This is a genomic window from Ruegeria sp. CDSA236 (genome assembly GCF_059611285.1).
This window is the reverse complement of sequence record NZ_JBXWPG010000005.1, coordinates 145525-166268: the sequence shown is the minus strand read 5'-3', so window position 1 is coordinate 166268 and position 20744 is coordinate 145525. Positions and strand designations below refer to the sequence as shown.

Genomic DNA, 20744 nt, shown 5'->3' with positions numbered 1-20744 from the left:
TTACCCCTTAACCGCCTTCACGATCTTCTCGGCACCGTCTTTCAGGTTGTCCGCCGCGATTACGTCCAGGCCAGAGGTGTTGATGATCTCTTTGCCCTTCTCAACGTTCGTGCCTTCCAGACGCACGACTAGCGGAACCTGCAGACCGACCTCTTTCACCGCGGCGACAACGCCCTCGGCGATGACGTCACAGCGCATGATACCGCCGAAGATGTTGACCAGAATGCCTTTGACTTGCGGGTCCGAGGTGATGATCTTGAACGCTTCGGTGACTTTCTCTTTGGTGGCGCCGCCGCCGACGTCGAGGAAGTTGGCAGGTTCGGCCCCATACAGCTTGATGATGTCCATCGTCGCCATGGCCAGACCGGCACCGTTGACCATGCACCCAATCTCACCATCCAGTGCGATATAGTTCAGGTCGTATTTCGACGCTTCCAGTTCCTTGGGGTCTTCCTCGGTCGTGTCGCGCAGTTCTGAAATATCAGGGTGGCGATACATCGCGTTGCCGTCAAAACTGACCTTAGCGTCCAGCACCTTGAGGTCGCCGCTGTCGGAGACGATCAGCGGGTTGATCTCCAGCATTTCCATGTCCTTCTCGACGAAGGCGGCATAGAGCTGGCTCATCAGTTTGACGCATTGTTTGACCTGTGCGCCCTGCAGACCCAGTGAGAATGCGATGCGGCGGCCGTGATAGGCCTGATAACCGGTGGCTGGGTCAACCGAGAAGGACAAGATTTTCTCAGGCGTGGCTGCGGCCACCTCTTCGATATCCATGCCGCCTTCGGTCGAGCAGACGAATGAGATGCGGCTGGTCTGGCGGTCTACCAACAGGGCCAGGTACAATTCCGTTTCGATGCCGGACCCTGCTTCGATATAGATGCGGTTGACCTGTTTGCCTGCGGGGCCGGTTTGATGGGTGACCAACGTGCGCCCCAGCATCTTCTTGGCTTCCTCGGCGGCCTCTTCAACCGATTTGGTCAGACGGACGCCGCCTTTTTCCCCGGCATCGGATTCCTTGAAAGACCCCTTGCCGCGGCCGCCCGCGTGGATCTGCGCTTTGACGACCCAAAGAGGTCCGTCCAACTCACCGGCTGCGGTTTTAGCTTCCTCGGCGCGCAGGACCGCGCGACCGTCGGAAACCGGGGCGCCATAGCTGCGAAGAAGCGCTTTGGCCTGATATTCGTGAATGTTCATCGAAACTGTCCCGTCTGACTACGATTGACCGATATAGGCGTGTCTAAGGGGTAAGTTTAAAGGCTTTTTTGATGTTGAGTAGGTTTTTCACGAAGATTTTCATTATTTGTGATCACAGCATTTCAGGGTGTGATCACAAAACTTGAGCTGGTATTGAGCGTTGATTCGGCAGGAAATTCACCCAATAGAATATGACGTTTTCAAGCTAGCGCTAACCTATCCGCGTCTGAGGCGGACGATACCCTTTTTCACAGACATCACCAGTTTGCGCAGTTTGCCCAACAAGCCTTTGTCGACCAGTGGTCGGACTTTTTTCGACGCGCCGGGCGTGAGCTGTGCGTCGGCTTCGATAAGGCTGTTGATATGACGTTCGAGATCGGGCCCTACCAAACCGGCGACAGTTCTAGCGCTGTCCAGCCGCTTGTCATGACGGCTGTGAAATTTGTAGTGATGCAGCAGGCGCGGGGCGCTGTGCAGAAAACCAAACATCTCGGCCTGACGATAATCGAGGAAGTTGTACTCGGGTGGCAGAACTGCCAGTCGCAACGCGCTGGCAAACAGCTTTTCGCGGATCAGCGCCTGATCTGAGGTCAGGTTTTCCGAGATGATAGTCTCTTGTACATCTCGCAGGAAATCCAGCACTGCGTCCGAAGTGCGAATGCCAACCAGCCCACCATTGAGATGGGGAAATGCGTTGGGCAGGGGAGTTTTCCAAATACGTTGCGCATGGGCCGAGTTGCGCAAAGGGTCATGGACCATCGCGATATCAAACTGCTCCAGGACGGTGAAGATATCCGACATATCTGCCAGACAGCGCACATCGGCATCCAAATAGACCGTCTTTTCGAACCGGGACCGCACAAGGCTTTCGAACTTGGGTCGGAACCAGCTTTTGTCCAGCATGTGGATTTGGTCAAACACTTCTGTTCCCGGGATGTTTTCGAGGTCGGTGAACAGGTCGACCGGTACATCCGGCATGGCGACCTTTAACGACCGAGCCGCTGCCACCGCTGTTTCGATGTAATCCTTACCGCTTGCGGCAATCACAAATCCCTGGGGCGACATGGCAATCTTCCAAAAAATGACCCGGCCCACCAAAGGTGAGCCGGGCACTGTTTAACGGTATTAGGCGGATCAGGCCAGAGAGCTGTCAATGCCTTTACACGCTTCGATCAAACCCTTCACGGCGTTGACCGAGTTGTCGAAACCGGCCTGCTCTTCTTCGTTGAGCTTGATGTTGACGATACGCTCGATACCGCCTGCGCCGATCACGGTGGGTACGCCGACATACATGCCTTCGACACCCAGCTCTCCGTCGCAATAAGCGGCGCAGGGCAGGACGCGTTTCTGGTCTTTCAGATAGGCTTCGGCCATTTCGATTGCCGATGTGGCAGGCGCATAGAAAGCCGAACCTGTTTTCAGCAGGCCAACGATTTCAGCCCCGCCGTCTCGGGTACGCTGCACGATTGCGTCCAGTTTCTCTTGTGTGGTCCAGCCCATCTCGACCAGATCGGGAAGCGGGATGCCCGCAACCGTAGAATAACGAACCGAAGGAACCATGGTGTCGCCGTGGCCACCTAGAACAAAGGCAGTGACGTCGCGCATGGACACGTTGAACTCTTCTGACAGGAAATGGGCAAAACGGCCCGAGTCCAGAACGCCCGCCATGCCGCAGACCTTGTTGTGCGGCATGCCCGAGAATTCACGCAGAGCCCAGACCATCGCGTCCAGCGGGTTGGTGATGCAGATGACAAAAGCATCGGGCGCGTTGGCGGCGATGCCTTCACCGACCGACTTCATGACTTTCAGGTTGATGCCCAGCAGGTCATCACGGCTCATGCCTGGCTTGCGTGGGACACCTGCGGTGACGATGCAAACGTCGGCGCCTGCGATGTCCTCATAGGACTGGGTGCCTTTCAGCTTGGCGTCGAACCCTTCGGAAGGGCCGGATTCTGCGATATCCAGCGCCTTGCCTTCCGGAGTGCCTTCGGCGATGTCGAACAGCACGACGTCACCGAGTTCCTTCATTGCTGCGAGGTGGGCGAGCGTGCCGCCGATCTGACCTGCGCCGATCAGCGCGATCTTGGGTCTGGCCATTTGGAAAATCTCCGGTCGGTATTGAAATCGCGGTTTTGCTAGTCCTAAAACCGGCGCTGCGCAAGCCTTCTGCGGCGCGGCATGCCACCGCATACCGTTTGCATGTCTCCTACCGATTGCGCTAAACCGCCTGTGACTCATGCATATTTACGGGACGCCGCATGTTCGAGATGGACCTGATGTTTTTTGCCGTGGCGATCCCTGCTGTGATCTTCGCCGGCATCTCGAAGGGTGGGTTTGGCTCGGGTGTGGCGTTTGCCGCATCATCGATTCTGGCACTGATCCTGACACCGGGACAGGCGCTTGCACTGATGTTGCCAATTCTGATGGTAATCGACGTCGCTACGCTGGGCCCCTATTGGAAACGCTGGAGCTGGTCGGATTCACGCCTGCTGATCGTGGGGGCAGTGCCGGGTGTGGCAGTGGGCGCCTGGCTGTATCGCGCCACGAATGACGACCTTCTGCGCCTGCTGATCGGAGGAATTTCAGTGGGGTTCGTGATCTGGCATGTGGCCCAGAGAAAGGGCTGGATCCGCGGCTTTGCCAATCGTCTGCCGCCATTTGCGGGAATTTTTGCGGGGTTGGTCGCCGGGTTCACCAGCTTTGTCAGTCATGCGGGCGGCCCACCCGCCGCCGTCTATCTGATCTCGCAGCGTCTGTCGAAAACCGAGTTTCAGGCGAGCACTGTGCTGGTCTTCTGGGTCATCAATGTCGCTAAATTCATTCCGTATGCCTATCTGGGTCTGTTCACATGGCACACTGCGCTGGCCGACTTGTTGCTGGCTCCATTTGCCGTGCTTGGTGCATGGCTGGGTGTGCGCGCGCATTTCATGATATCCGAACGCTTGTTCTTCGGTATTGCCTACGTTTTGCTGATGCTGACCGGAACAAAGCTGATCTGGGAGGCCCTGAGCTAGACATTGGGCGGCAGTGCTTCGGCCATATCTTCGTAGGACTGGCCCGAAGCCACAAGGCAGGTCATTCCATCCGGTAATGTCACCGTAATAGTCCAGCTTCCGCTTTGATCAGACGCAAAGACTTCCATCACCGCACCTTGTCGGGCGATGCCAATGCTCTTACGCGTTTCGCCATAAGTCTCGGCCAGTCGAGTTATGACCTCGTCGCGGGGGGCGCAGCTTTGAGCCTGCACCTGCTGGGCGGCCAGAACCATGATACCCAGCCCCATTGTCATATTGAACAGCGTCTTGCTCATCGGTGAACCCTTTTGATTGCGATCTGCCAAGACGGTGACCGTTGCAGACCGAAATACGGTTAAAGGAACGCACGTTGCGTCGTTAATGCTGCGGTGCGGCAAGTTTGCGCTTGAACTTTCCTGCAGAAAATGCCCCATTCTGCGCAACATTATTTCAAGAGGCCGAAGCCAATGGACTCCCGTCAGCGACCCTACCGTTCCGTATTGTACATTCCCGGTTCCAAAGACCGGGCGTTGGACAAGGCCCGCAACCTGCCTGTTGATGCGGTTATTTTTGACCTCGAAGATGCGGTCGCGGCGGACGAAAAAAACAACGCGCGTGAAACGCTCGGGGCTGCCTTGGCTGCTGGCGGTTATGGGGCGCGGGTCAAGATCGTACGAATCAATGGCCTAGATACCGAATGGGGCCGGGCCGATGCCCAAGCCGTGCGGGACATGGACGTGGATGTGGTTCTGCTGCCCAAAGTGAATTCTGCCGCAGATGTGGATGCATTGGCCGCAATAACCGGTGATCTGCCGATATGGGCCATGATGGAGACGCCGCGCGGGATGCTGAACGCCGCCGAAATTGCCGCGCATCCGCAGATGGCGGGCTTCGTCATGGGCACCAACGATCTGGCCAAGGAATTGCAGACACGGTTCCGCCGAGACCGCCTGCCGTTGCAGACGTCGCTGGGCCTGTGCCTGTTAGCCGCAAAAGCCGAGGGGCTGATCATCGTCGATGGCGTCTATAACGCCTTCAAGGACAGCGAAGGCCTGGCGGCCGAATGCGCGCAGGGCCGCGATATGGGCTTTGACGGCAAGACCCTGATCCATCCCGCACAGGTCGATGTCACCAACGACGCCTTCGCCCCATCGGATGAGGAAATCGATCTGGCCCGCCGCCAGATCACCGCGTTTGAAGAGACCGAAGCACAAGGGCAGGGCGTCGCGGTCGTCGATGGCAAGATCGTGGAAAACCTGCACGTTGCAACCGCCCGTGAAATTCTGGCAAAAGCAGAGGCGATTTCAGCTTTGCAAGCGGGGTAAGCCAGCATGGGCTTTGTTCTTCTGATTCTTGGTGTGGCGCTCTGGTGGGCTGCACATCTGTTCAAACGCGTGATGCCGGACCAGCGCGCGGCGATGGGCAAAGGCGGTGCGGGCGCGGTGGCGCTGGCGCTGCTGGCGTCAATCCTGTTGATGATCTTCGGTTATCGCATGACCGATTTCATCCCAATCTGGTCGCCGCCGACCTTTCTGATCCACGTCAACAACCTGTTGGTGCTGATCGCCATCTATATGATGAGCCCCGCAGGCCAAAAGGGTCGTCTGCTGAACAAGCTGCGTCACCCGATGCTGGGCGGCATGAAGCTCTGGGCCTTTGCGCATTTGCTGGTCAATGGTGATCTGGCCTCAATCGTCCTGTTCGGCGGCTTGCTGGCCTGGGCGGTGGTCGAAGTGATCGTGATCAACAAATCCGAGCCGGACTGGACACCGGGCGAGCCGGGCACTTACGGCAAGGATGCGATGTTCTTTGTCGCGTCGATCGTTCTGCTGGGCATTATCGGCTATATTCACGGGTTGGTCGGCCCGTCGCCGTTTGGTTCATAAAGGTTTGACAACATGGCAACACTCTATCGTCTGCTGACCGAGGAAGACACCGCAGCCTTCTGTCACAAAGTGTCGGACGCGCTGGCAAAAGGGTGGGAGCTGTATGGCGACCCGTCCTATGCCTTTGACACTGCAAACAACGTGATGCGTTGTGCGCAGGCCGTGACCAAAGAGGTTGCGACCGACTATTCCCCTGAAATGAAACTGGGACAGCAATAATGGCAAAAACCAATCCGGGCCGTTTCTTCGAGGATTATTCTGTAGGGCAAGTGCTGCACCACGCGGTGCCTCGCACCGTGACCGATGGCGAACGGGCGTTGTATCATGCGCTCTATCCGGCGCGTCATGCTCTGTATTCCTCGGATGAGTTCGCCCGGAATTGTGGCCTGCCGCAAAGCCCGATCGATGATCTGGCGGCGTTTCACGTGGTGTTTGGCAAGACTGTCCCTGATGTATCGCTGAATGCTGTGGCTAATCTGGGCTATGCTGAGGGGCGTTGGCTGAAGCCGGTTTATCCCGGCGATACGCTGCGGTCGGAATCCGAAGTGATTGGGGTCAAGCAGAACTCGAACGGAAAAACCGGTGTGGTGTGGGTGCGAACCCGTGGCCTGAACCAGCGCGATGAGGTGGTTATTGAGTATGTCCGCTGGGTGATGGTGCGCAAATCGAACCCTGACGCGCCCGCCCCGGACACGGTGGTGCCCGAGTTGAAACAGGTGCTGGAGCCACAGGATCTGGTAGTGCCACAAGGGCTGAACTTTTCCTCCTATGAATTTGTTCAGGCCGGTGAGGCGCATCGGTGGGGCGATTACGCGATTGGTGAAAAGATTGATCATGTGGACGGCGTCACCGTGGAAGAAGCCGAGCATATGCTGGCCACGCGGCTTTGGCAGAACACCGCCAAGGTTCATTTCGATCTGACCTTCCGTCCCGAAGGCCGTCTTATCTATGGCGGGCACGTGATCTCGATGGCGCGGACCCTGTCGTTCAATGGATTGGCAAATGCGCAGATGATCGTCGGGTTGAACGGTGGCGCCCATGCCAACCCTTGCTTCTCAGGCGATACCATTAAGGCCTGGTCAGAGGTGCTGGACAAAGCCGAAACCGGCATCCCCGGCGTTGGGGCGGTCCGGTTGCGGCTGGTTGCCACGAAGGGCGGAGAGCTGTTCGAGTTGAAAAATGACGATGGCCGATATCTGCCCAATGTTCTGTTGGACCTCGACTACTGGGCTTTGATGCCAGTCTGACCCCACATTCATTTGAACGCAGCCTGCAATATTCGTGCTAGGCTGCGACCATGTCTCTGCTTCGCTCTTTCGTCGCCTGTTTCTTTCTGGCCCCGACCGCCGAGGCGTGTGATCTTGCTTTGGCTCTGGCCGTTGATGTCTCGGGATCGGTGGATTCGAACGAATACCGCATACAAATGGACGGCCTGGCCGCTGGATTGCGTGACCCCATCGTCTCCGAGGCGCTGGTGCGCGGGAATGCGCGGTTGATGCTGGTCCAATGGACCGGAGCCTCTCGTCAGAAGGTGACGATCCCCTGGACACATATGGATAGCTTTGAAGCCATAGATAGTTTCGCCAACCAGGTGGCCGCAGATGCCAGAGTCTGGCGCAATTTTTCGACTGCAATCGGTGAGGCGCTTGAGACCACAATGTCCAGTTTCAGCGAGGTAACCGAATGCAAACGGCACCTGATTGATATCTCGGGTGATGGGGTTTCCAACGAAGGGGTTGAACCGTCCGAGATTCACGATGTGTTGCGTGGGAAAGGTGTCACGGTAAATGCCATCGCCATCGAGGAAAGCGAACCCGACTTGACGGCCTATTTCTTTGAGAACGTCATTGTAGGTGAGGGAGCGTTTGTCGTTTCGGCGGCCGGGTTCGAGGATTATCCGGCCCGCATCCGAAAGAAACTGTTGCGGGAAGTGACCCAGCAAACGGCCGGTCTGAAATAAGTGTGGCAGGGATTCGGAGCTGCAGGCGCTAACATCTGTTTCGTCTTATTTGATTTGTGATCACAAGAATATTTTGTGTGATCACTTTATCGCTTAATCTGTCATTTTGCGCGAATTCTGAGCTTTTTTGCAGCTGCAGCACGTGACAGTGTCGCAAAAACCAGTAAAACCTTCGGAAGCCAACCGAAAAGGAGCCGCCATGAGCGATGTAAATCGGGGCAACCGCCCGCTCTCACCGCATATCCGCATCTACCGCCCACAGATGACGTCTCTGTCGTCGATCATGGTTCGGATGACTGGATTGGCCGTGTTCGCAATCGCAGCACTTGTGGTGTGGTGGCTGTTGGCGGCGGCAACCTCTGAGGCGGCCTTTGCAGGCATAGACGGGTTTCTGCGCAGCTGGTTCGGTGATCTTGTCATGACCGGAGCGGCCTGGGGCCTGTGGTACCACACATTGGGCCGGTTGCGTCATGTCTTTTGGGATTTCGGCTACTGCCTGGATGTCGATCTCTCTGAAAAGCTGGGATGGGGCATGTTCGTTGGTGCCACGATCCTGACCATCATCACCGTTCTTGTGGTTTAAGGAGACGTTCGATGCGATACCTGACTGACCGTAAACGCGCCGAGGGTCTGGGAGCGGGCAAATCCGGAACCCAAACACATTGGAACACAATGGTCCGGGCCATGATCCTGACCGTTCTGATTCCTCTCTTCATCTTCACATTTGGTGCCGGTCTGGGCGGAACCTACGAAGAGGTTCTGGCTTATTTCAGTCGCCCCTTCCCGGCGATCATATGCGCGCTGACACTGATCGTTGCCCTGTTGCAGCTGATGTACGAAGCGCAGGAGGCCATCGAAGACTATATCCATGGTGTCGCCGAGAAAGTGACGCTGGTTGCGATGTGGGCGTTTGGCTACACGCTGATGGTTGCAGGGCTGTTTGCCCTGGTGAAACTCGCCCTGTGATGATGCGCGGTAAGGAATAAGAACAATGACAGCAGCATATGAATACGAAACCCACGAATACGACGTCGTTGTCGTAGGCGCAGGTGGTGCAGGTCTTCGCGCAACGCTGGGTATGGCGGAACAGGGTCTGCGTACGGCATGCGTGACCAAGGTGTTCCCGACCCGCTCGCACACGGTTGCCGCACAGGGCGGCATCGCGGCGTCGCTGTCGAATATGGGTCCTGACCACTGGCAGTGGCATATGTACGACACGGTCAAGGGCTCGGACTGGCTGGGCGACACCGACGCGATGGAATACCTCGCACGTGAGGCACCCAAGGCGGTCTATGAGCTAGAGCATTACGGTGTGCCCTTCAGCCGGACCGAGGAAGGCAAGATTTATCAGCGTCCCTTTGGTGGCCACACAACGGAATTCGGCGAAGGCCCTGCGGTACAGCGGACCTGTGCCGCTGCTGACCGGACCGGCCACGCGATCTTGCACACGCTCTATGGTCAGTCGCTGAAAAACAACGCTGAGTTCTACATCGAGTATTTCGCCATCGACCTGATCATGTCCGAGGACGGGCAATGTCAGGGCGTTGTCTGCTGGAAGCTGGACGATGGCACCATGCATGTGTTCAACGCCAAGATGGTGGTGCTGGCGACCGGCGGCTATGGCCGGGCGTATTTCAGCGCCACTTCGGCCCATACCTGTACCGGTGACGGCGGCGGTATGGTGGCCCGCGCGGGTCTGGCGCTGCAGGATATGGAGTTCGTTCAATTTCACCCGACCGGCATCTACGGCTCGGGCTGTCTGATCACCGAAGGTGCGCGGGGTGAGGGCGGGTACCTGACCAATTCCGAAGGCGAACGGTTCATGGAGCGCTATGCGCCTCAGTACAAAGACCTGGCACCGCGCGACTATGTCTCGCGCTCGATGACCATGGAAATCCGCGAAGGACGTGGTGTGGGTGCAGAGGGCGACCACATTCACCTGAACCTCAGCCACTTGCCTGCCGAGGCATTGGCCGAACGTCTGCCCGGTATTTCCGAAAGCGCCAAGATCTTTGCCGGTGTGGATGTGACCAAAGAGCCGATCCCGGTTCTGCCAACCGTGCATTACAACATGGGCGGTATCCCGACCAACTATTGGGGTGAGGTTCTGAACCCCACCGCCAAGGACCCCACGGCCGTGGTCCCGGGCCTGATGGCTGTGGGTGAGGCTGGCTGCGCCTCGGTCCATGGGGCGAACCGTCTGGGCTCAAACTCGCTGATCGATCTGGTGGTCTTTGGCCGCGCGGCGGCGATCCGGGCCGGCAAGGTTGTGGATGCCGATAGCGCCAACCCGGTTCTGAACCAGGGGTCGGTCGACAAAGCCTTTGATCGTTTTGACGACGTCCGTAACGCCAGCGGAGCGATCCCGACCGCCGATCTGCGGCTTGAGATGCAAAAGACCATGCAGGCTGACGCGGCCGTATTCCGCACCGCCAAAACCATGGCCGAAGGCGTTGAAAAGATGACGGCGATTGCCGCCAAAATGGACGACCTGAAAGTCACCGACCGCTCGCTGGTCTGGAACAGCGATCTGATGGAAACGCTGGAACTGACCAACCTGATGCCAAGTGCGCTGGCCACCATCGTCGGTGCCGAAGCGCGCAAGGAAAGCCGTGGTGCCCATGCGCATGAGGATTTCAGCGAACGCGACGACAAAAACTGGCGCGTTCACACGGTGTCCCGCGTAGACGGTAATAAGGTGAACCTCAGCTATCGCCCGGTGATCGTCGATCCGCTGAGCACCGAAGCAGAAGGCGGAATCAGCCTGAAGAAAATCGCGCCCAAGGCGCGGACTTTCTGATGTGATTGGGCAGTCCGCGACCAACCACCGGACTGCTCAAATTCTATGGGTAAGTAATATCTGTACTTAGCCAATCGGCTATGGCGAGATGAATGTTTCAATGTACTCATTCACATCGGCTTCAGAGATTTCCTGACGCTGTGCCAATATATCGAGAATTTTCAGGCTGACATCTGTGAACCCAAAAACACCTTCGGTTAGAATTGCCAGTCGCTTTAGCATCTGGCTGTTCAGCTCTGCAGGATCAGACAAGTCTCTGAGATAGATAATGTCCCCGTCCAGCATTTGTGTCGATTCAAAGTCCGAAAGAACTCCTGACCATTTCGATATGACCAGCCTGTTCTCGATATGCGCAAAACTATGGGGCAAAAACCCCAATTTTCTGAGAAATGTGTCAACCTCGCCAAAACCTGGCTGATTCTCGTACAATGGAAAAAACGATACTTCGGTCTGTATGGCGGCGACATTTTTCAGCGTGTTTTCCGCCGAGGTAAACACCGAAAGTTCGGCGCCCTGAATGTCAATTTTCAGAAAATCCACTGGACCCAAACCTGCGATATCATCCAGCCGCTGGGTTTGCATCTCCATACTGCCAATTTGCCTTGCAGCTTTGCGTAGGCCGCGCAGGTAAAAAAGTGTTTTTTCCCTTATTTTCAGCAAGGATGTCAAACCCGAGCCCTTGTAGATATTCAACAAGGCCGGTTTGCCGTCTCCGACTGCAAAGTTGAAATACTCTTCATTTTCACCTTTATTGCGGACGACCTCTTTCATCGTATTTTCCTGAGGTTCGAAACCGACGACATTGCAAAATTTGTTCTTTAGTAGGTCTCGGTAAGGGGCGTCATGGCGCATTGGATTGGCGCCAATATCGGCAATGCGTACAATACTGGTCAAATCCAGAAGATCGTACAAAGCAGAAATGCGGGCGCTGAAAAGATTATCCATTTCTTAGAACCGTAAGCGCTTCGGCCAACTTGCGGCTGATCCGCTCTGGCGCGCGTTCCTGAGCGAATTCGAAGCACGCCCTACGTTTTTCAGCGAGTTCTGAATCGGACATTTCCATCACCTTCATCATCATGCGGATCAGTCCTCGAGGGTTTTGTGCCGGATATAATAGATCGTGACAGGTTTCCGGGGTTGTCTGCCGGTGGGGTTCAATGTCCGGGGCGACAACTGGCAAGCCGAAGGTCATGGCAAGCATTGCGGTTCCAGAGGTGAAGGTTTGTGTAGATGGCAAAACATAGGCGTGAGCTTGGGAAAAAACACTCGGAATAGCCTCATCTTCTACGCGTTCGCCTATCACGGTTACGTTTGAAATGGCGTCCAGCCGTCGTACCAATCGCCGACTGGGCCGAAAGACTCGGCCGACCACTGACATATGAAAGTCGAAACCCCTGTTGGTTAGCTTCCGGATGGCGAAATGAAGCCGGTCCAACTCGCGGTTTCCGCGCATCGCGCCAAAGGTCAAAAAATGGGTCTGATCGCGTGGTTGCATCAGGCGCGCAAGCGTGATTTCAGCGCTTTCATAAACGCCTAGATAGCTTGGGTGAGGGATCAGGCAAATCTTATTCGGCTCCGCGTCATATTGGGCGATCATATGTTGTCGCGCATTTGGGGTATGGACATGGATCATATCGACCAGCTCTGCCAACTTGCGTCGCGCCGCGTGAAATCCATCGTTGCCCTCACGCGCTGAATGCGCGGCGCGATTGTGAATGGTCCAGATGACGCGACCACCGTTTGATTTATACAGCTCAAGTCCCGACACGGCATCTTGAAACAGAGCGTTGTTCGCGGGATCTTCACCATCCATGATCGGAAACAGCCTGTCATCCCATTGGATATGCAGGATTCCGTGTTCGGTCTGAAATTCTGGTTTCGCAATCTCTGCAAAGTTCAGCTGTTTCATTGCAGCTAGAGAAAACTCTGGCTCGCATGCGCTGTACATCATGTTTTGATAGGGGTTTTTGGTGCCATAGGGAATATTCAATACTCGTGTCTGCATACGGCACTCAGCTTTTGCTTTCTCGGGTGCAGACTCCATGCACATAAGCTCAATGTAAAGGTGAAATCACCCATCTTTATTGACTGTTTTCAAGGCTAAATGGTTGGCTTTCGCACTTGCAGCGTGTATCTATACACGGGAATTTAGCGAGGTCGGAAATGGTACAACTCACCCTGCCAAAAAATTCTCGGATTACCACCGGAAAGACATGGCCCAAGCCAGAGGGCGCGACGAATGTGCGCAAGTTCCAGATCTATCGCTGGAATCCTGACGACGGTCAAAATCCCCGGGTGGATACCTATTTCGTCGATATGGACAGCTGCGGTCCGATGATTTTGGATGCGCTGATCAAGATCAAGAATGAGATCGACCCAACCTTGACCTTCCGCCGGTCTTGCCGCGAGGGCATTTGTGGGTCCTGTGCGATGAATATCGACGGGATCAACACGCTGGCCTGTATCTATGGCATGGATGAGATCAAGGGCGATGTGAAAATCTATCCTTTGCCCCATATGCCTGTGGTCAAGGACCTGATTCCGGACCTGACCCATTTCTATGCCCAGCACGCAAGCATCATGCCCTGGCTAGAAACCAAGACCAACCGGCCTGCGAAAGAGTGGAAGCAATCCATTGAAGACCGCAAAAAGCTGGATGGTCTTTATGAATGTGTGATGTGTGCCAGCTGCTCGACCTCGTGCCCAAGTTATTGGTGGAATGGCGACCGCTATCTTGGCCCGGCGGCTCTGCTGCATGCATATCGTTGGATTATTGACAGCCGAGATGAGGCAACGGGTGAGCGCCTGGATGAGTTGGAAGATCCGTTCAAGCTGTATCGTTGCCACACGATCATGAACTGCGCCAAAACCTGCCCGAAGGGTCTGAACCCTGCAAAGGCAATCGCCGAGATCAAAAAGTTGATGGTCGAACGCACGGTGTGAGGCGGACTTGATCCATGTGTCTGCTGTGTTGCGGCAGGTGCAATTCCCATTTGCAAGAATATGTGGTGTGAACGCCTGCAGCCTGTCCTATGTTTGGCTCAGGGAGGAGTGATTATGTCACAATGGGATCACTCCGATGAGAACCAAAACCAACTCCGCTGATGCCGCCGAAGCCCTGGAATTGCTGGAACTGGCATGGGCCTATTATACGCCAGAAACGGTAATCCCCACTTCAGAGCGGATGCCAGAGCTGTTCGAATACGCAAATGCTGCCTGACCTGCGATTGCAGGGCTTGAAAACAACCGACTGATCAGCAAAGCAGGAGAATGCCTGTTATTCTTCTGCTTCTTGCTGCCGCCGTATTCGCCTATTTTCTGTGGCGCGCCCGCACTTCGTCACTGACGCGTGAATGCCGCTGGCGCCAGCACCGAAAAGAAGGGCAATGGGTCTGTTCGTTTTGCGGTGCTCAGACCGATGGGGCGGAAAGCCCCAAGCAGTGTTTAAAGGGATCGACCGGTAGATAGCCGATGCGGGACAGGGTCGACCCTGCCCCAACCCGTTTGCTAAGCTTTTGGAAACGCCGCCTGAAGTGCGATCTCAACCATGTCGCCAAAGCTGCTTTCACGTTCGGACGATGGCAGAGCTTCTCCTGTCAGCAAGTGGTCGGAAACGGTCAGCACGGCAAGGGCCCGGCACTTGTGGCGCGCGGCCAGGATGTAAAGTTCGGCGGCTTCCATTTCGACGCCCAGAATGCCGTGACGCACCATCTGTTCGTTCAGATCGGGACGTTCATCGTAGAATACATCCGAGGAATAAATCCCGCCAACATGAGTTGGTGTTCCTTTGTTTGCCGCAGCCTGAAAGGCGGCCTGCAACAGGCTCCAATCCGCGCAAGGTGCAAAGTTGAGCTCTTTCATGATCCCCCGAGACGGAGTGCTGAGCGTGGTCGAAGTCATCGCCAAAATGACATCACGAATGTTCACACTGTCCTGCATCCCGCCACATGACCCTATACGGATCAAAGTTCTGGCGCCAAAATCGCGGATCAATTCATTCACGTAAATTGACAGCGAGGGCATTCCCATACCGCTGCCTTGAATCGTGACCGGATTACCTTTCCAAGTTCCGGTGAAGCCCAACATGCCACGCACGTCATTCACCAGTTTGGCGTTATCCAGAAAAGTTTCTGCCGCCCATTTTGCCCGGTAAGGATCACCGGGTAAAAGAACTGTTTCAGCGATTTCGCCTTTTTCGGCGCCTATATGAATCGTCATTTCGTTATCAATTCCATTCAGATTTCCATATCCGAAATATCCGCTCCGGCTTTCAAAGCTTCGTGTACCCAATGCGGCTTGCGACCGCGTCCCGACCAGGTTTGATCGTGGTTGGATGGATTTCGGTATTTTGCTTTTGTTTTCGATATCTTAAGAGATTTCGAGGGCCCATCAGAAAGTTCGGAAAGGGAAAACCCAAATTCCGCTGCGGCTTTCTGAGCGGCTTTCAAAGCCTCTTTCCTATCACGTCTTTCGGCTGCTTTCAGCGCCACATCTACATTGGCACGCAATTCCAACAGTTCATTGCGCGTCATCTTTTCGAGATTCATTCCCATTTACATTCCCCTGATGTTACCGAATTACAATGTCCCCGAAGAGTCACCGTAGTTCTAAAAGCATCCATTATCTATCCCTTTTGCGAAGGCGATAGATACGGGGAAAATGGGTGGCAAATCGGCGGTTATTCAGCGGCCAGGTTTTGCGGATCAACCAAGGAAACTATGTCGCCCATGATTGCATTCAACTCGAAGTTTTTTGGTGTGTAGATTTTGGCCACACCCATCGCTTTGAGCTTTTCAGCATCGTCATCAGGGATAATGCCACCGACAACAACAGGAACATCGTTCAGGCCCGCCTCGCGCAGACGGTTCAGAACGTCCTGAACCAACGGTATGTGACTGCCGGACAGAATCGACAGGCCGATCACATGGGCTTTGTCCTCGATTGCGGCGGCCACAATTTCCTCGGGTGTCAGACGGATGCCGTCATAGCTGATGTCCATGCCGCAATCGCGGGCGCGGAAGGCGATCTGTTCGGCGCCGTTTGAATGACCGTCCAGGCCGGGCTTGCCGACCAGGAACTTCAGGCGACGCCCCAGCTTGTCGCTGACCGCGTCAACGGCCGAGCGCAAGTCCTCCAGCCCTTCGGTTTTGTTTGAGACCGAGCCGGAAACACCGGTTGGGCCGCGATATGTGCCATAGACTTTGCGCATCTCTTCGGCCCATTCGCCGGTGGTGACGCCAGCCTTGGCGGCGACGATTGACGGCTCCATTACATTCGCACCGGATTGTGCGGCCTCACGCAAAGCGGCCAGCGCTGCTGCAACTGCCGCGCCATCCCGTTCGGTGCGCCATTCGTTCAGGCGGTTGATCTGTTCCTGCTCCACTGCCGGATCAACGACCATGATGCCGCCGTCTTCGGTTTCCAGGGGTGAGGGCTCGCCCTCGGTCCATTTGTTCACGCCGACCACAATGGTCTCGTTGCGCTCGATCCGGTTGAGGCGCTCTGCGTTGGAATCGACCAAACGGGACTTCATGTATTCGATCGAAGCGACAGCACCCCCCATCGAATCCAGGTTCGCCAGTTCGGCCCGCGCGCCCTCTTTCAATTCTTCGACTTTGGCGTCTACGGCCGGGTTGCCGTCGAACAGATCGCCATATTCCAGCAGGTCGGTTTCATAGGCCAGAATCTGTTGCATCCGCATCGACCACTGCTGATCCCACGGGCGGGGCAGGCCAAGGGCCTCGTTCCATGCTGGCAGTTGTACCGCGCGGGCACGGGCCTTTTTCGACAAGGTCACCGCCAGCATTTCGATCAGGATACGGTAGACGTTGTTTTCCGGCTGCTGCTCGGTTAGGCCCAGTGAGTTCACCTGCACACCATAGCGGAAGCGGCGGAATTTCGGGTTTTCAACGTCATAACGTTGTTGCAGGATTTCATCCCAAAGATCCACAAAGGCGCGCATTTTGCACATTTCGGTGACAAAGCGGATGCCGGCATTCACAAAGAACGAAATCCGTCCGCACAATGCTGGGAAATCCTCGGCTGGGACGCGCGGGCGCAGCTCATCCAAGACGGCGATGGCTGTGGCCAGCGCATAGGCCAGCTCTTGTTCCGGCGTCGCGCCGGCCTCTTGCAGGTGATAGGAACACACATTCATCGGGTTCCATTTCGGCACATTGGAATAGCAATACTCGGCCACATCCGCGATCATCTTCAGCGACGGTTTCGGCGGGCACACATAGGTGCCGCGGCTCAGGTATTCCTTGATCAGATCGTTCTGAACCGTGCCCTGCAGTTTCGACACGTCCGCGCCCTGTTCCTCGGCAACCGCTATATAGAGCGCTAGCAACCAAGGAGCCGTGGCGTTTATCGTCATCGACGTGTTCATCTGTTCCAACGGGATCTGGTCGAACAAAACCCGCATGTCGCCCAGATGGCCGATCGGTACACCCACTTTACCAACCTCGCCGCGTGCCAGCGTGTGATCGCTGTCATAGCCGGTTTGCGTCGGCAGATCGAAGGCCACTGACAGACCCGTCTGACCCTTGGCCAGATTCCCGCGATACAGCGCGTTGGACGCTTTGGCGGTGGAATGACCGGCATAGGTTCGGATGAGCCAGGGGCGATCTTTCTGCGTCTGCGTCATAACTGGGCCTCGTATTGCGGGTGGGCAAGAAAATTACGTTCATGGGTTCTAAAGCGCAATTTTCGGGACATGTCAATTCGCTGCGTCGCGGCATTTCCGGTTGTGCCGATTGTGGGATGCAGCGATTGGTGGCAGGGTGCATTTATGACACAGACCGTGGAACTTCCGCTTTGGCTGTTTTTGTTGATCCTGGTATTTGCCGCGGTCACACTGGCCTCGCATTTTCTGTTTCCGTCTGTGCGGTGGTTTTTTCGCCGTAGGTTGGAGCGCGCGGTCAAACGCCTGAACACGCGCCTGCAGCGCCCGATACAGCCGTTCAAGCTGGCCCGACGCCACGATATGATTCAACGTCTGATCTATGATCCTCAGGTAGGGCAGGCCGTGCAGCAGCACGCACGTGAAGAAGGCATCCCCGAAGCGGTCGCCTTTGAACAGGCCCAGCGGTATGCGCGCGAGATCGTGCCTTCTTTTTCCGCCGTTGCCTATTTCAGTATCGCCATCCGGTTGGCGCGGATTCTGAGCAACGCCTTTTATGATGTACGGCTTAGTTATCAGGATGAAGATGCCCTGAAAGATATTGATCCAAATGCGACAGTTGTTTTTGTGATGAACCACCGCAGCAACATGGATTATGTGCTGGTCACCTATCTGGCGGCCCAGCAATCGGCTTTGTCTTATGCTGTTGGCGAATGGGCGCGTGTTTGGCCGCTCAGTCGGTTGATTCGTGCGATGGGGGCCTATTTTATTCGCCGCAAATCCGGCAGCGAACTCTATCGTCAGGTATTGGCCTGCTATGTCCGGCATGCCACCGATGCCGGTGTTACACAGGCCATGTTCCCTGAAGGCGGGCTGAGCCTGACGGGGGCCATGGCACGCCCCAAGCTGGGGCTTTTGAAATACATAATCGATGGTGCCAGGGTGGATGGGGCGGATGTGGTGTTTGTTCCCGTTGCGCTAAACTATGACCGGGTTCTTGAAGATACGATCCTGACCAAGGCCGCACTTGGCAATCAAAGGCAATTTCGTGCCCGGATCGGGGTCATAACTGGGTGGATATTGAAACAGATAGGTAGGCGTCTGACCGGTCGCTACCAGCGGTTTGGATTTGCTGGGGTGCGATATGGTCACCCTATCTCATTGAAGGAATTTCGCACCGCCCATGACGATGTGATGACTGATCTCGCGCGCGAACTCATGCAACGGATCAAAGAAGCGATTCCGCAGGCGCCTGTTCCGGCAGCGTGCTGGCTGGTTCGCACCAAAGGAGAAATGCCCGAAGACGAGCTTAAAAGCTTGATCACCGGGTTTTTGCAACGTGACGGAACTTTGGGTGATCAGGATGAGTCTGCGGTTTCAGCTGCCTTGGATCAGCTGGTCGAACGCAAAATTCTGAAACGAGAAGGTGGGAAAATATCTCAATCCGGGCAAAGGGTTGATCTGCTCGATTACTATGCAGCCTCAGCCCCGATTGGCGACGGCTGGCCTGATGCTGCGGCAGCGAAAGAAGTTTCTGCAGGTGCTGGGTCATAAAATTACAAAAATGATGCAAAATCTATTGCATTATTTCCTTCAGGCCAATATCTCATCATCCAACGCAAGCGCTTCTGCATCGCGGCAAACAGGAATGAGAAATAGGGAGGCCAACATGGCTCTGGACACCGACAGCGGTATCGCAACTTACGACGCGCCGGAAAAAGACCTCTATGAAATGGGTGAAATCCCTCCGATGGGGTTTGTGCCTAAGAAAATGTATGCATGGGCAATCCGTAAGGAACGCCACGGGGAACCGGATACTGCGATGGTCCAGGAAGTCGTGGACGTACCAGAGCTGGACAGCCACGAGGTGTTGGTTCTGGTGATGGCGGCGGGCGTTAACTATAACGGCGTCTGGGCATCCCTGGGCAAGCCGATCTCGCCCTTTGACGGCCACAAAGCCCCGTATCATATCGCCGGTTCTGACGCTTCAGGGATCGTATGGGCCGTGGGTTCGAAAGTAACGCGCTGGAAAGTGGGCGACGAGGTTGTCATTCACTGCAACCAGGACGATGGCGACGACGAACATTGTAATGGTGGCGATCCGATGTATTCGGACAGCCAGCGGATCTGGGGTTATGAAACGCCGGATGGGTCTTTTGCACAGTTCACCAACGTTCAAGCCCAGCAGTTGATGCCGCGCCCCAAGCACCTGACCTGGGAAGAAAGCGCTTGCTATACTCTGACGCTGGCGACCGCGTATCGGATGCTGTTCGGGCACGAGCCGCATGATCTGAAGCCGGGCCAGAACGTTCTGGTCTGGGGTGCCTCGGGCGGCCTGGGCTCTTATGCGATCCAGCTGATCAATACCGCAGGCGCCAACGCAATCGGCGTGATCTCGGACGAAAGCAAGCGTGACTTTGTTATGGGGCTGGGCGCCAAGGGCGTGCTGAATCGCAAAGACTTTAACTGCTGGGGTCAGTTGCCCACAGTAAACACACCGGAATATGCGGACTGGTTCAAAGAGGCGCGCAAATTCGGCAAGGCGATCTGGGAAATCACCGGGAAAGGCAAAAATGTCGACATGGTGTTTGAACATCCCGGCGAAAGCACATTTCCGGTGTCGACCTTTGTCGTGAAAAAAGGTGGTATGGTTGTGATCTGCGCCGGTACCACCGGCTATAACCTGACTTTCGACGTTCGCTATATGTGGATGCATCAGAAACGCCTGCAAGGTTCGCATTTTGCGCATCTCAAGCAGGCTGCTGCCGCGAACCAACTGATGGTCGAACGCCGTCTGGATCCCTGCATGTCCGAAGTGTTCGCCTGGGGTGAATTGCCAGACGCGCATATGAAGATGATGCGGAATGAGCATAAACCAGGCAACATGTCGGTTCTGGTTCAGGCGCCGCAGACGGGCTTGCGCACGCTTGAAGAGGTTCTAGACGCAAAAGGCTGAGCCCCCAAAAAAAGAATATTAGCACCCGCGAATCGCATCGAGCGAGCGCGGGTGTACCTATTTCTAGGTATTAGGCAATAATTACAGTGGGTTGCGAAATCGTGACCCGCTAGTTTTGGGGAGTAGAAACCAGTGAATAGGCTTAAAAGCACCTCACATGTTATGTTTGTGTTAACCCTTCGTTAACCGTTTCGGAGAGACTTTAGATGGCGCATAATGAGTGGATACTGGACGTTTTGTCGGACCTCAACGCCTTCGCTGTTGAAAACGGTTTGACCGCACTTGCCGAGCAGCTTGATGATACCAAGTTGA

Annotated in this window: 22 protein-coding genes; 13 read left to right on the top strand and 9 right to left on the bottom strand. The window is 55.6% G+C overall.

The window, feature by feature from the left end; translation table 11 throughout:
* From sucC to mdh, 3 genes are all read right to left on the bottom strand, one after another.
* Positions 1–1194 carry an ADP-forming succinate--CoA ligase subunit beta gene (sucC, locus tag AC2FLB_RS10280; RefSeq protein ID WP_496696438.1) on the bottom strand — a complete coding sequence of 398 codons (1194 nt, stop codon included), beginning with the start codon at positions 1192–1194 and terminating at the stop codon, positions 1–3.
* A gap of 216 nt (positions 1195–1410) precedes the next feature.
* The gene (locus tag AC2FLB_RS10275; protein WP_496691796.1) at positions 1411–2259 is read right to left on the bottom strand and encodes a putative nucleotide-diphospho-sugar transferase; all 849 of its coding nucleotides are present in this window, start codon (positions 2257–2259) and stop codon (positions 1411–1413) included.
* A 69-nt stretch (positions 2260–2328) separates the two neighbouring features.
* On the bottom strand, positions 2329–3291 hold the full coding sequence (gene mdh, locus AC2FLB_RS10270; RefSeq protein ID WP_142635480.1) for a malate dehydrogenase: 963 nt from the start codon (positions 3289–3291) through the stop codon (positions 2329–2331).
* 161 nt (positions 3292–3452) lie between these two features.
* Between mdh and AC2FLB_RS10265 the strand changes: the two genes are divergently transcribed.
* On the top strand, positions 3453–4208 hold the full coding sequence (locus AC2FLB_RS10265) for a sulfite exporter TauE/SafE family protein (RefSeq protein ID WP_496709197.1): 756 nt from the start codon (positions 3453–3455) through the stop codon (positions 4206–4208).
* Here the strand turns inward: AC2FLB_RS10265 and AC2FLB_RS10260 are convergent.
* Positions 4205–4504: a hypothetical protein gene (locus AC2FLB_RS10260; protein WP_271948426.1), complete on the bottom strand. Its 300-nt coding sequence runs from the start codon at positions 4502–4504 to the stop codon at positions 4205–4207. The two genes, AC2FLB_RS10265 and AC2FLB_RS10260, sit on opposite strands and share 4 nt — an antisense overlap.
* Before the next feature lie 171 nt (positions 4505–4675).
* Here AC2FLB_RS10260 and AC2FLB_RS10255 point away from each other — a divergent pair, with 171 nt between their 5' ends.
* The 8 genes from AC2FLB_RS10255 (at position 4676) to sdhA (ending at position 10854) form a co-directional block, all read left to right on the top strand.
* Positions 4676–5533: an HpcH/HpaI aldolase/citrate lyase family protein gene (locus AC2FLB_RS10255; protein ID WP_271948424.1), complete on the top strand. Its 858-nt coding sequence runs from the start codon at positions 4676–4678 to the stop codon at positions 5531–5533.
* A gap of 6 nt (positions 5534–5539) precedes the next feature.
* The gene (locus AC2FLB_RS10250) at positions 5540–6094 is read left to right on the top strand and encodes an NnrU family protein (protein WP_496688977.1); all 555 of its coding nucleotides are present in this window, start codon (positions 5540–5542) and stop codon (positions 6092–6094) included.
* A gap of 12 nt (positions 6095–6106) precedes the next feature.
* Positions 6107–6313 carry a DUF1737 domain-containing protein gene (locus tag AC2FLB_RS10245; RefSeq protein ID WP_142635490.1) on the top strand — a complete coding sequence of 69 codons (207 nt, stop codon included), beginning with the start codon at positions 6107–6109 and terminating at the stop codon, positions 6311–6313.
* Positions 6313–7341, top strand: a complete 1029-nt coding sequence (locus AC2FLB_RS10240) for a MaoC family dehydratase (RefSeq protein WP_496709195.1) — start codon at positions 6313–6315, stop codon at positions 7339–7341. Before AC2FLB_RS10245 ends, AC2FLB_RS10240 begins: the two co-directional genes overlap by 1 nt.
* A 50-nt stretch (positions 7342–7391) precedes the next feature.
* Positions 7392–8054, top strand: a complete 663-nt coding sequence (locus tag AC2FLB_RS10235; RefSeq protein ID WP_496700896.1) for a DUF1194 domain-containing protein — start codon at positions 7392–7394, stop codon at positions 8052–8054.
* A 199-nt stretch (positions 8055–8253) separates the two neighbouring features.
* Positions 8254–8637: a succinate dehydrogenase, cytochrome b556 subunit gene (sdhC, locus tag AC2FLB_RS10230; protein WP_142635496.1), complete on the top strand. Its 384-nt coding sequence runs from the start codon at positions 8254–8256 to the stop codon at positions 8635–8637.
* An 11-nt stretch (positions 8638–8648) separates the two neighbouring features.
* A complete protein-coding gene (locus tag AC2FLB_RS10225; RefSeq protein ID WP_496700894.1) occupies positions 8649–9020 on the top strand; it encodes a succinate dehydrogenase, hydrophobic membrane anchor protein in 372 nt (123 codons plus the stop codon).
* Positions 9021–9045: 25 nt separating this feature from the next.
* Positions 9046–10854: a succinate dehydrogenase flavoprotein subunit gene (gene sdhA / locus AC2FLB_RS10220; protein WP_496709194.1), complete on the top strand. Its 1809-nt coding sequence runs from the start codon at positions 9046–9048 to the stop codon at positions 10852–10854.
* Positions 10855–10932: 78 nt separating this feature from the next.
* Here the strand turns inward: sdhA and AC2FLB_RS10215 are convergent, their stop codons facing one another.
* Together AC2FLB_RS10215 and AC2FLB_RS10210 are read right to left on the bottom strand one after the other, a co-directional pair.
* On the bottom strand, positions 10933–11799 hold the full coding sequence (locus AC2FLB_RS10215) for an FkbM family methyltransferase (RefSeq protein WP_496709193.1): 867 nt from the start codon (positions 11797–11799) through the stop codon (positions 10933–10935).
* The gene (locus AC2FLB_RS10210; protein ID WP_496709192.1) at positions 11792–12859 is read right to left on the bottom strand and encodes a glycosyltransferase family 4 protein; all 1068 of its coding nucleotides are present in this window, start codon (positions 12857–12859) and stop codon (positions 11792–11794) included. The genes AC2FLB_RS10215 and AC2FLB_RS10210 overlap by 8 nt, the downstream gene beginning before the upstream one ends.
* A 158-nt stretch (positions 12860–13017) precedes the next feature.
* Between AC2FLB_RS10210 and AC2FLB_RS10205 the strand changes: the two genes are divergently transcribed.
* Both AC2FLB_RS10205 and AC2FLB_RS10200 read left to right on the top strand, forming a co-directional pair.
* A complete protein-coding gene (locus AC2FLB_RS10205) occupies positions 13018–13797 on the top strand; it encodes a succinate dehydrogenase iron-sulfur subunit (RefSeq protein WP_496693580.1) in 780 nt (259 codons plus the stop codon).
* 136 nt (positions 13798–13933) lie between these two features.
* Positions 13934–14074, top strand: a complete 141-nt coding sequence (locus AC2FLB_RS10200; protein WP_496691784.1) for a hypothetical protein — start codon at positions 13934–13936, stop codon at positions 14072–14074.
* 287 nt (positions 14075–14361) lie between these two features.
* Here AC2FLB_RS10200 and deoD read toward each other — a convergent pair whose 3' ends face one another.
* The 3 genes from deoD to AC2FLB_RS10185 all read right to left on the bottom strand — a co-directional run bounded on the left by deoD (position 14362) and on the right by AC2FLB_RS10185 (position 17515).
* A complete protein-coding gene (gene deoD / locus AC2FLB_RS10195) occupies positions 14362–15072 on the bottom strand; it encodes a purine-nucleoside phosphorylase (RefSeq protein ID WP_496691783.1) in 711 nt (236 codons plus the stop codon).
* A 17-nt stretch (positions 15073–15089) separates the two neighbouring features.
* The gene (locus AC2FLB_RS10190; RefSeq protein WP_496709191.1) at positions 15090–15407 is read right to left on the bottom strand and encodes an H-NS histone family protein; all 318 of its coding nucleotides are present in this window, start codon (positions 15405–15407) and stop codon (positions 15090–15092) included.
* Positions 15408–15532: 125 nt separating this feature from the next.
* Positions 15533–17515, bottom strand: coding sequence for a protein meaA (locus tag AC2FLB_RS10185; RefSeq protein ID WP_496709258.1), 1983 nt, complete (start codon positions 17513–17515; stop codon positions 15533–15535).
* Between the two features lie 129 nt (positions 17516–17644).
* Between AC2FLB_RS10185 and AC2FLB_RS10180 the strand changes: the two genes are divergently transcribed.
* Both AC2FLB_RS10180 and ccrA read left to right on the top strand, forming a co-directional pair.
* The gene (locus AC2FLB_RS10180; RefSeq protein ID WP_496691782.1) at positions 17645–19030 is read left to right on the top strand and encodes a 1-acyl-sn-glycerol-3-phosphate acyltransferase; all 1386 of its coding nucleotides are present in this window, start codon (positions 17645–17647) and stop codon (positions 19028–19030) included.
* A 115-nt stretch (positions 19031–19145) separates the two neighbouring features.
* Positions 19146–20432, top strand: a complete 1287-nt coding sequence (ccrA, locus tag AC2FLB_RS10175) for a crotonyl-CoA carboxylase/reductase (protein ID WP_142635517.1) — start codon at positions 19146–19148, stop codon at positions 20430–20432.
* Positions 20433–20744 lie beyond the last annotated feature (312 nt).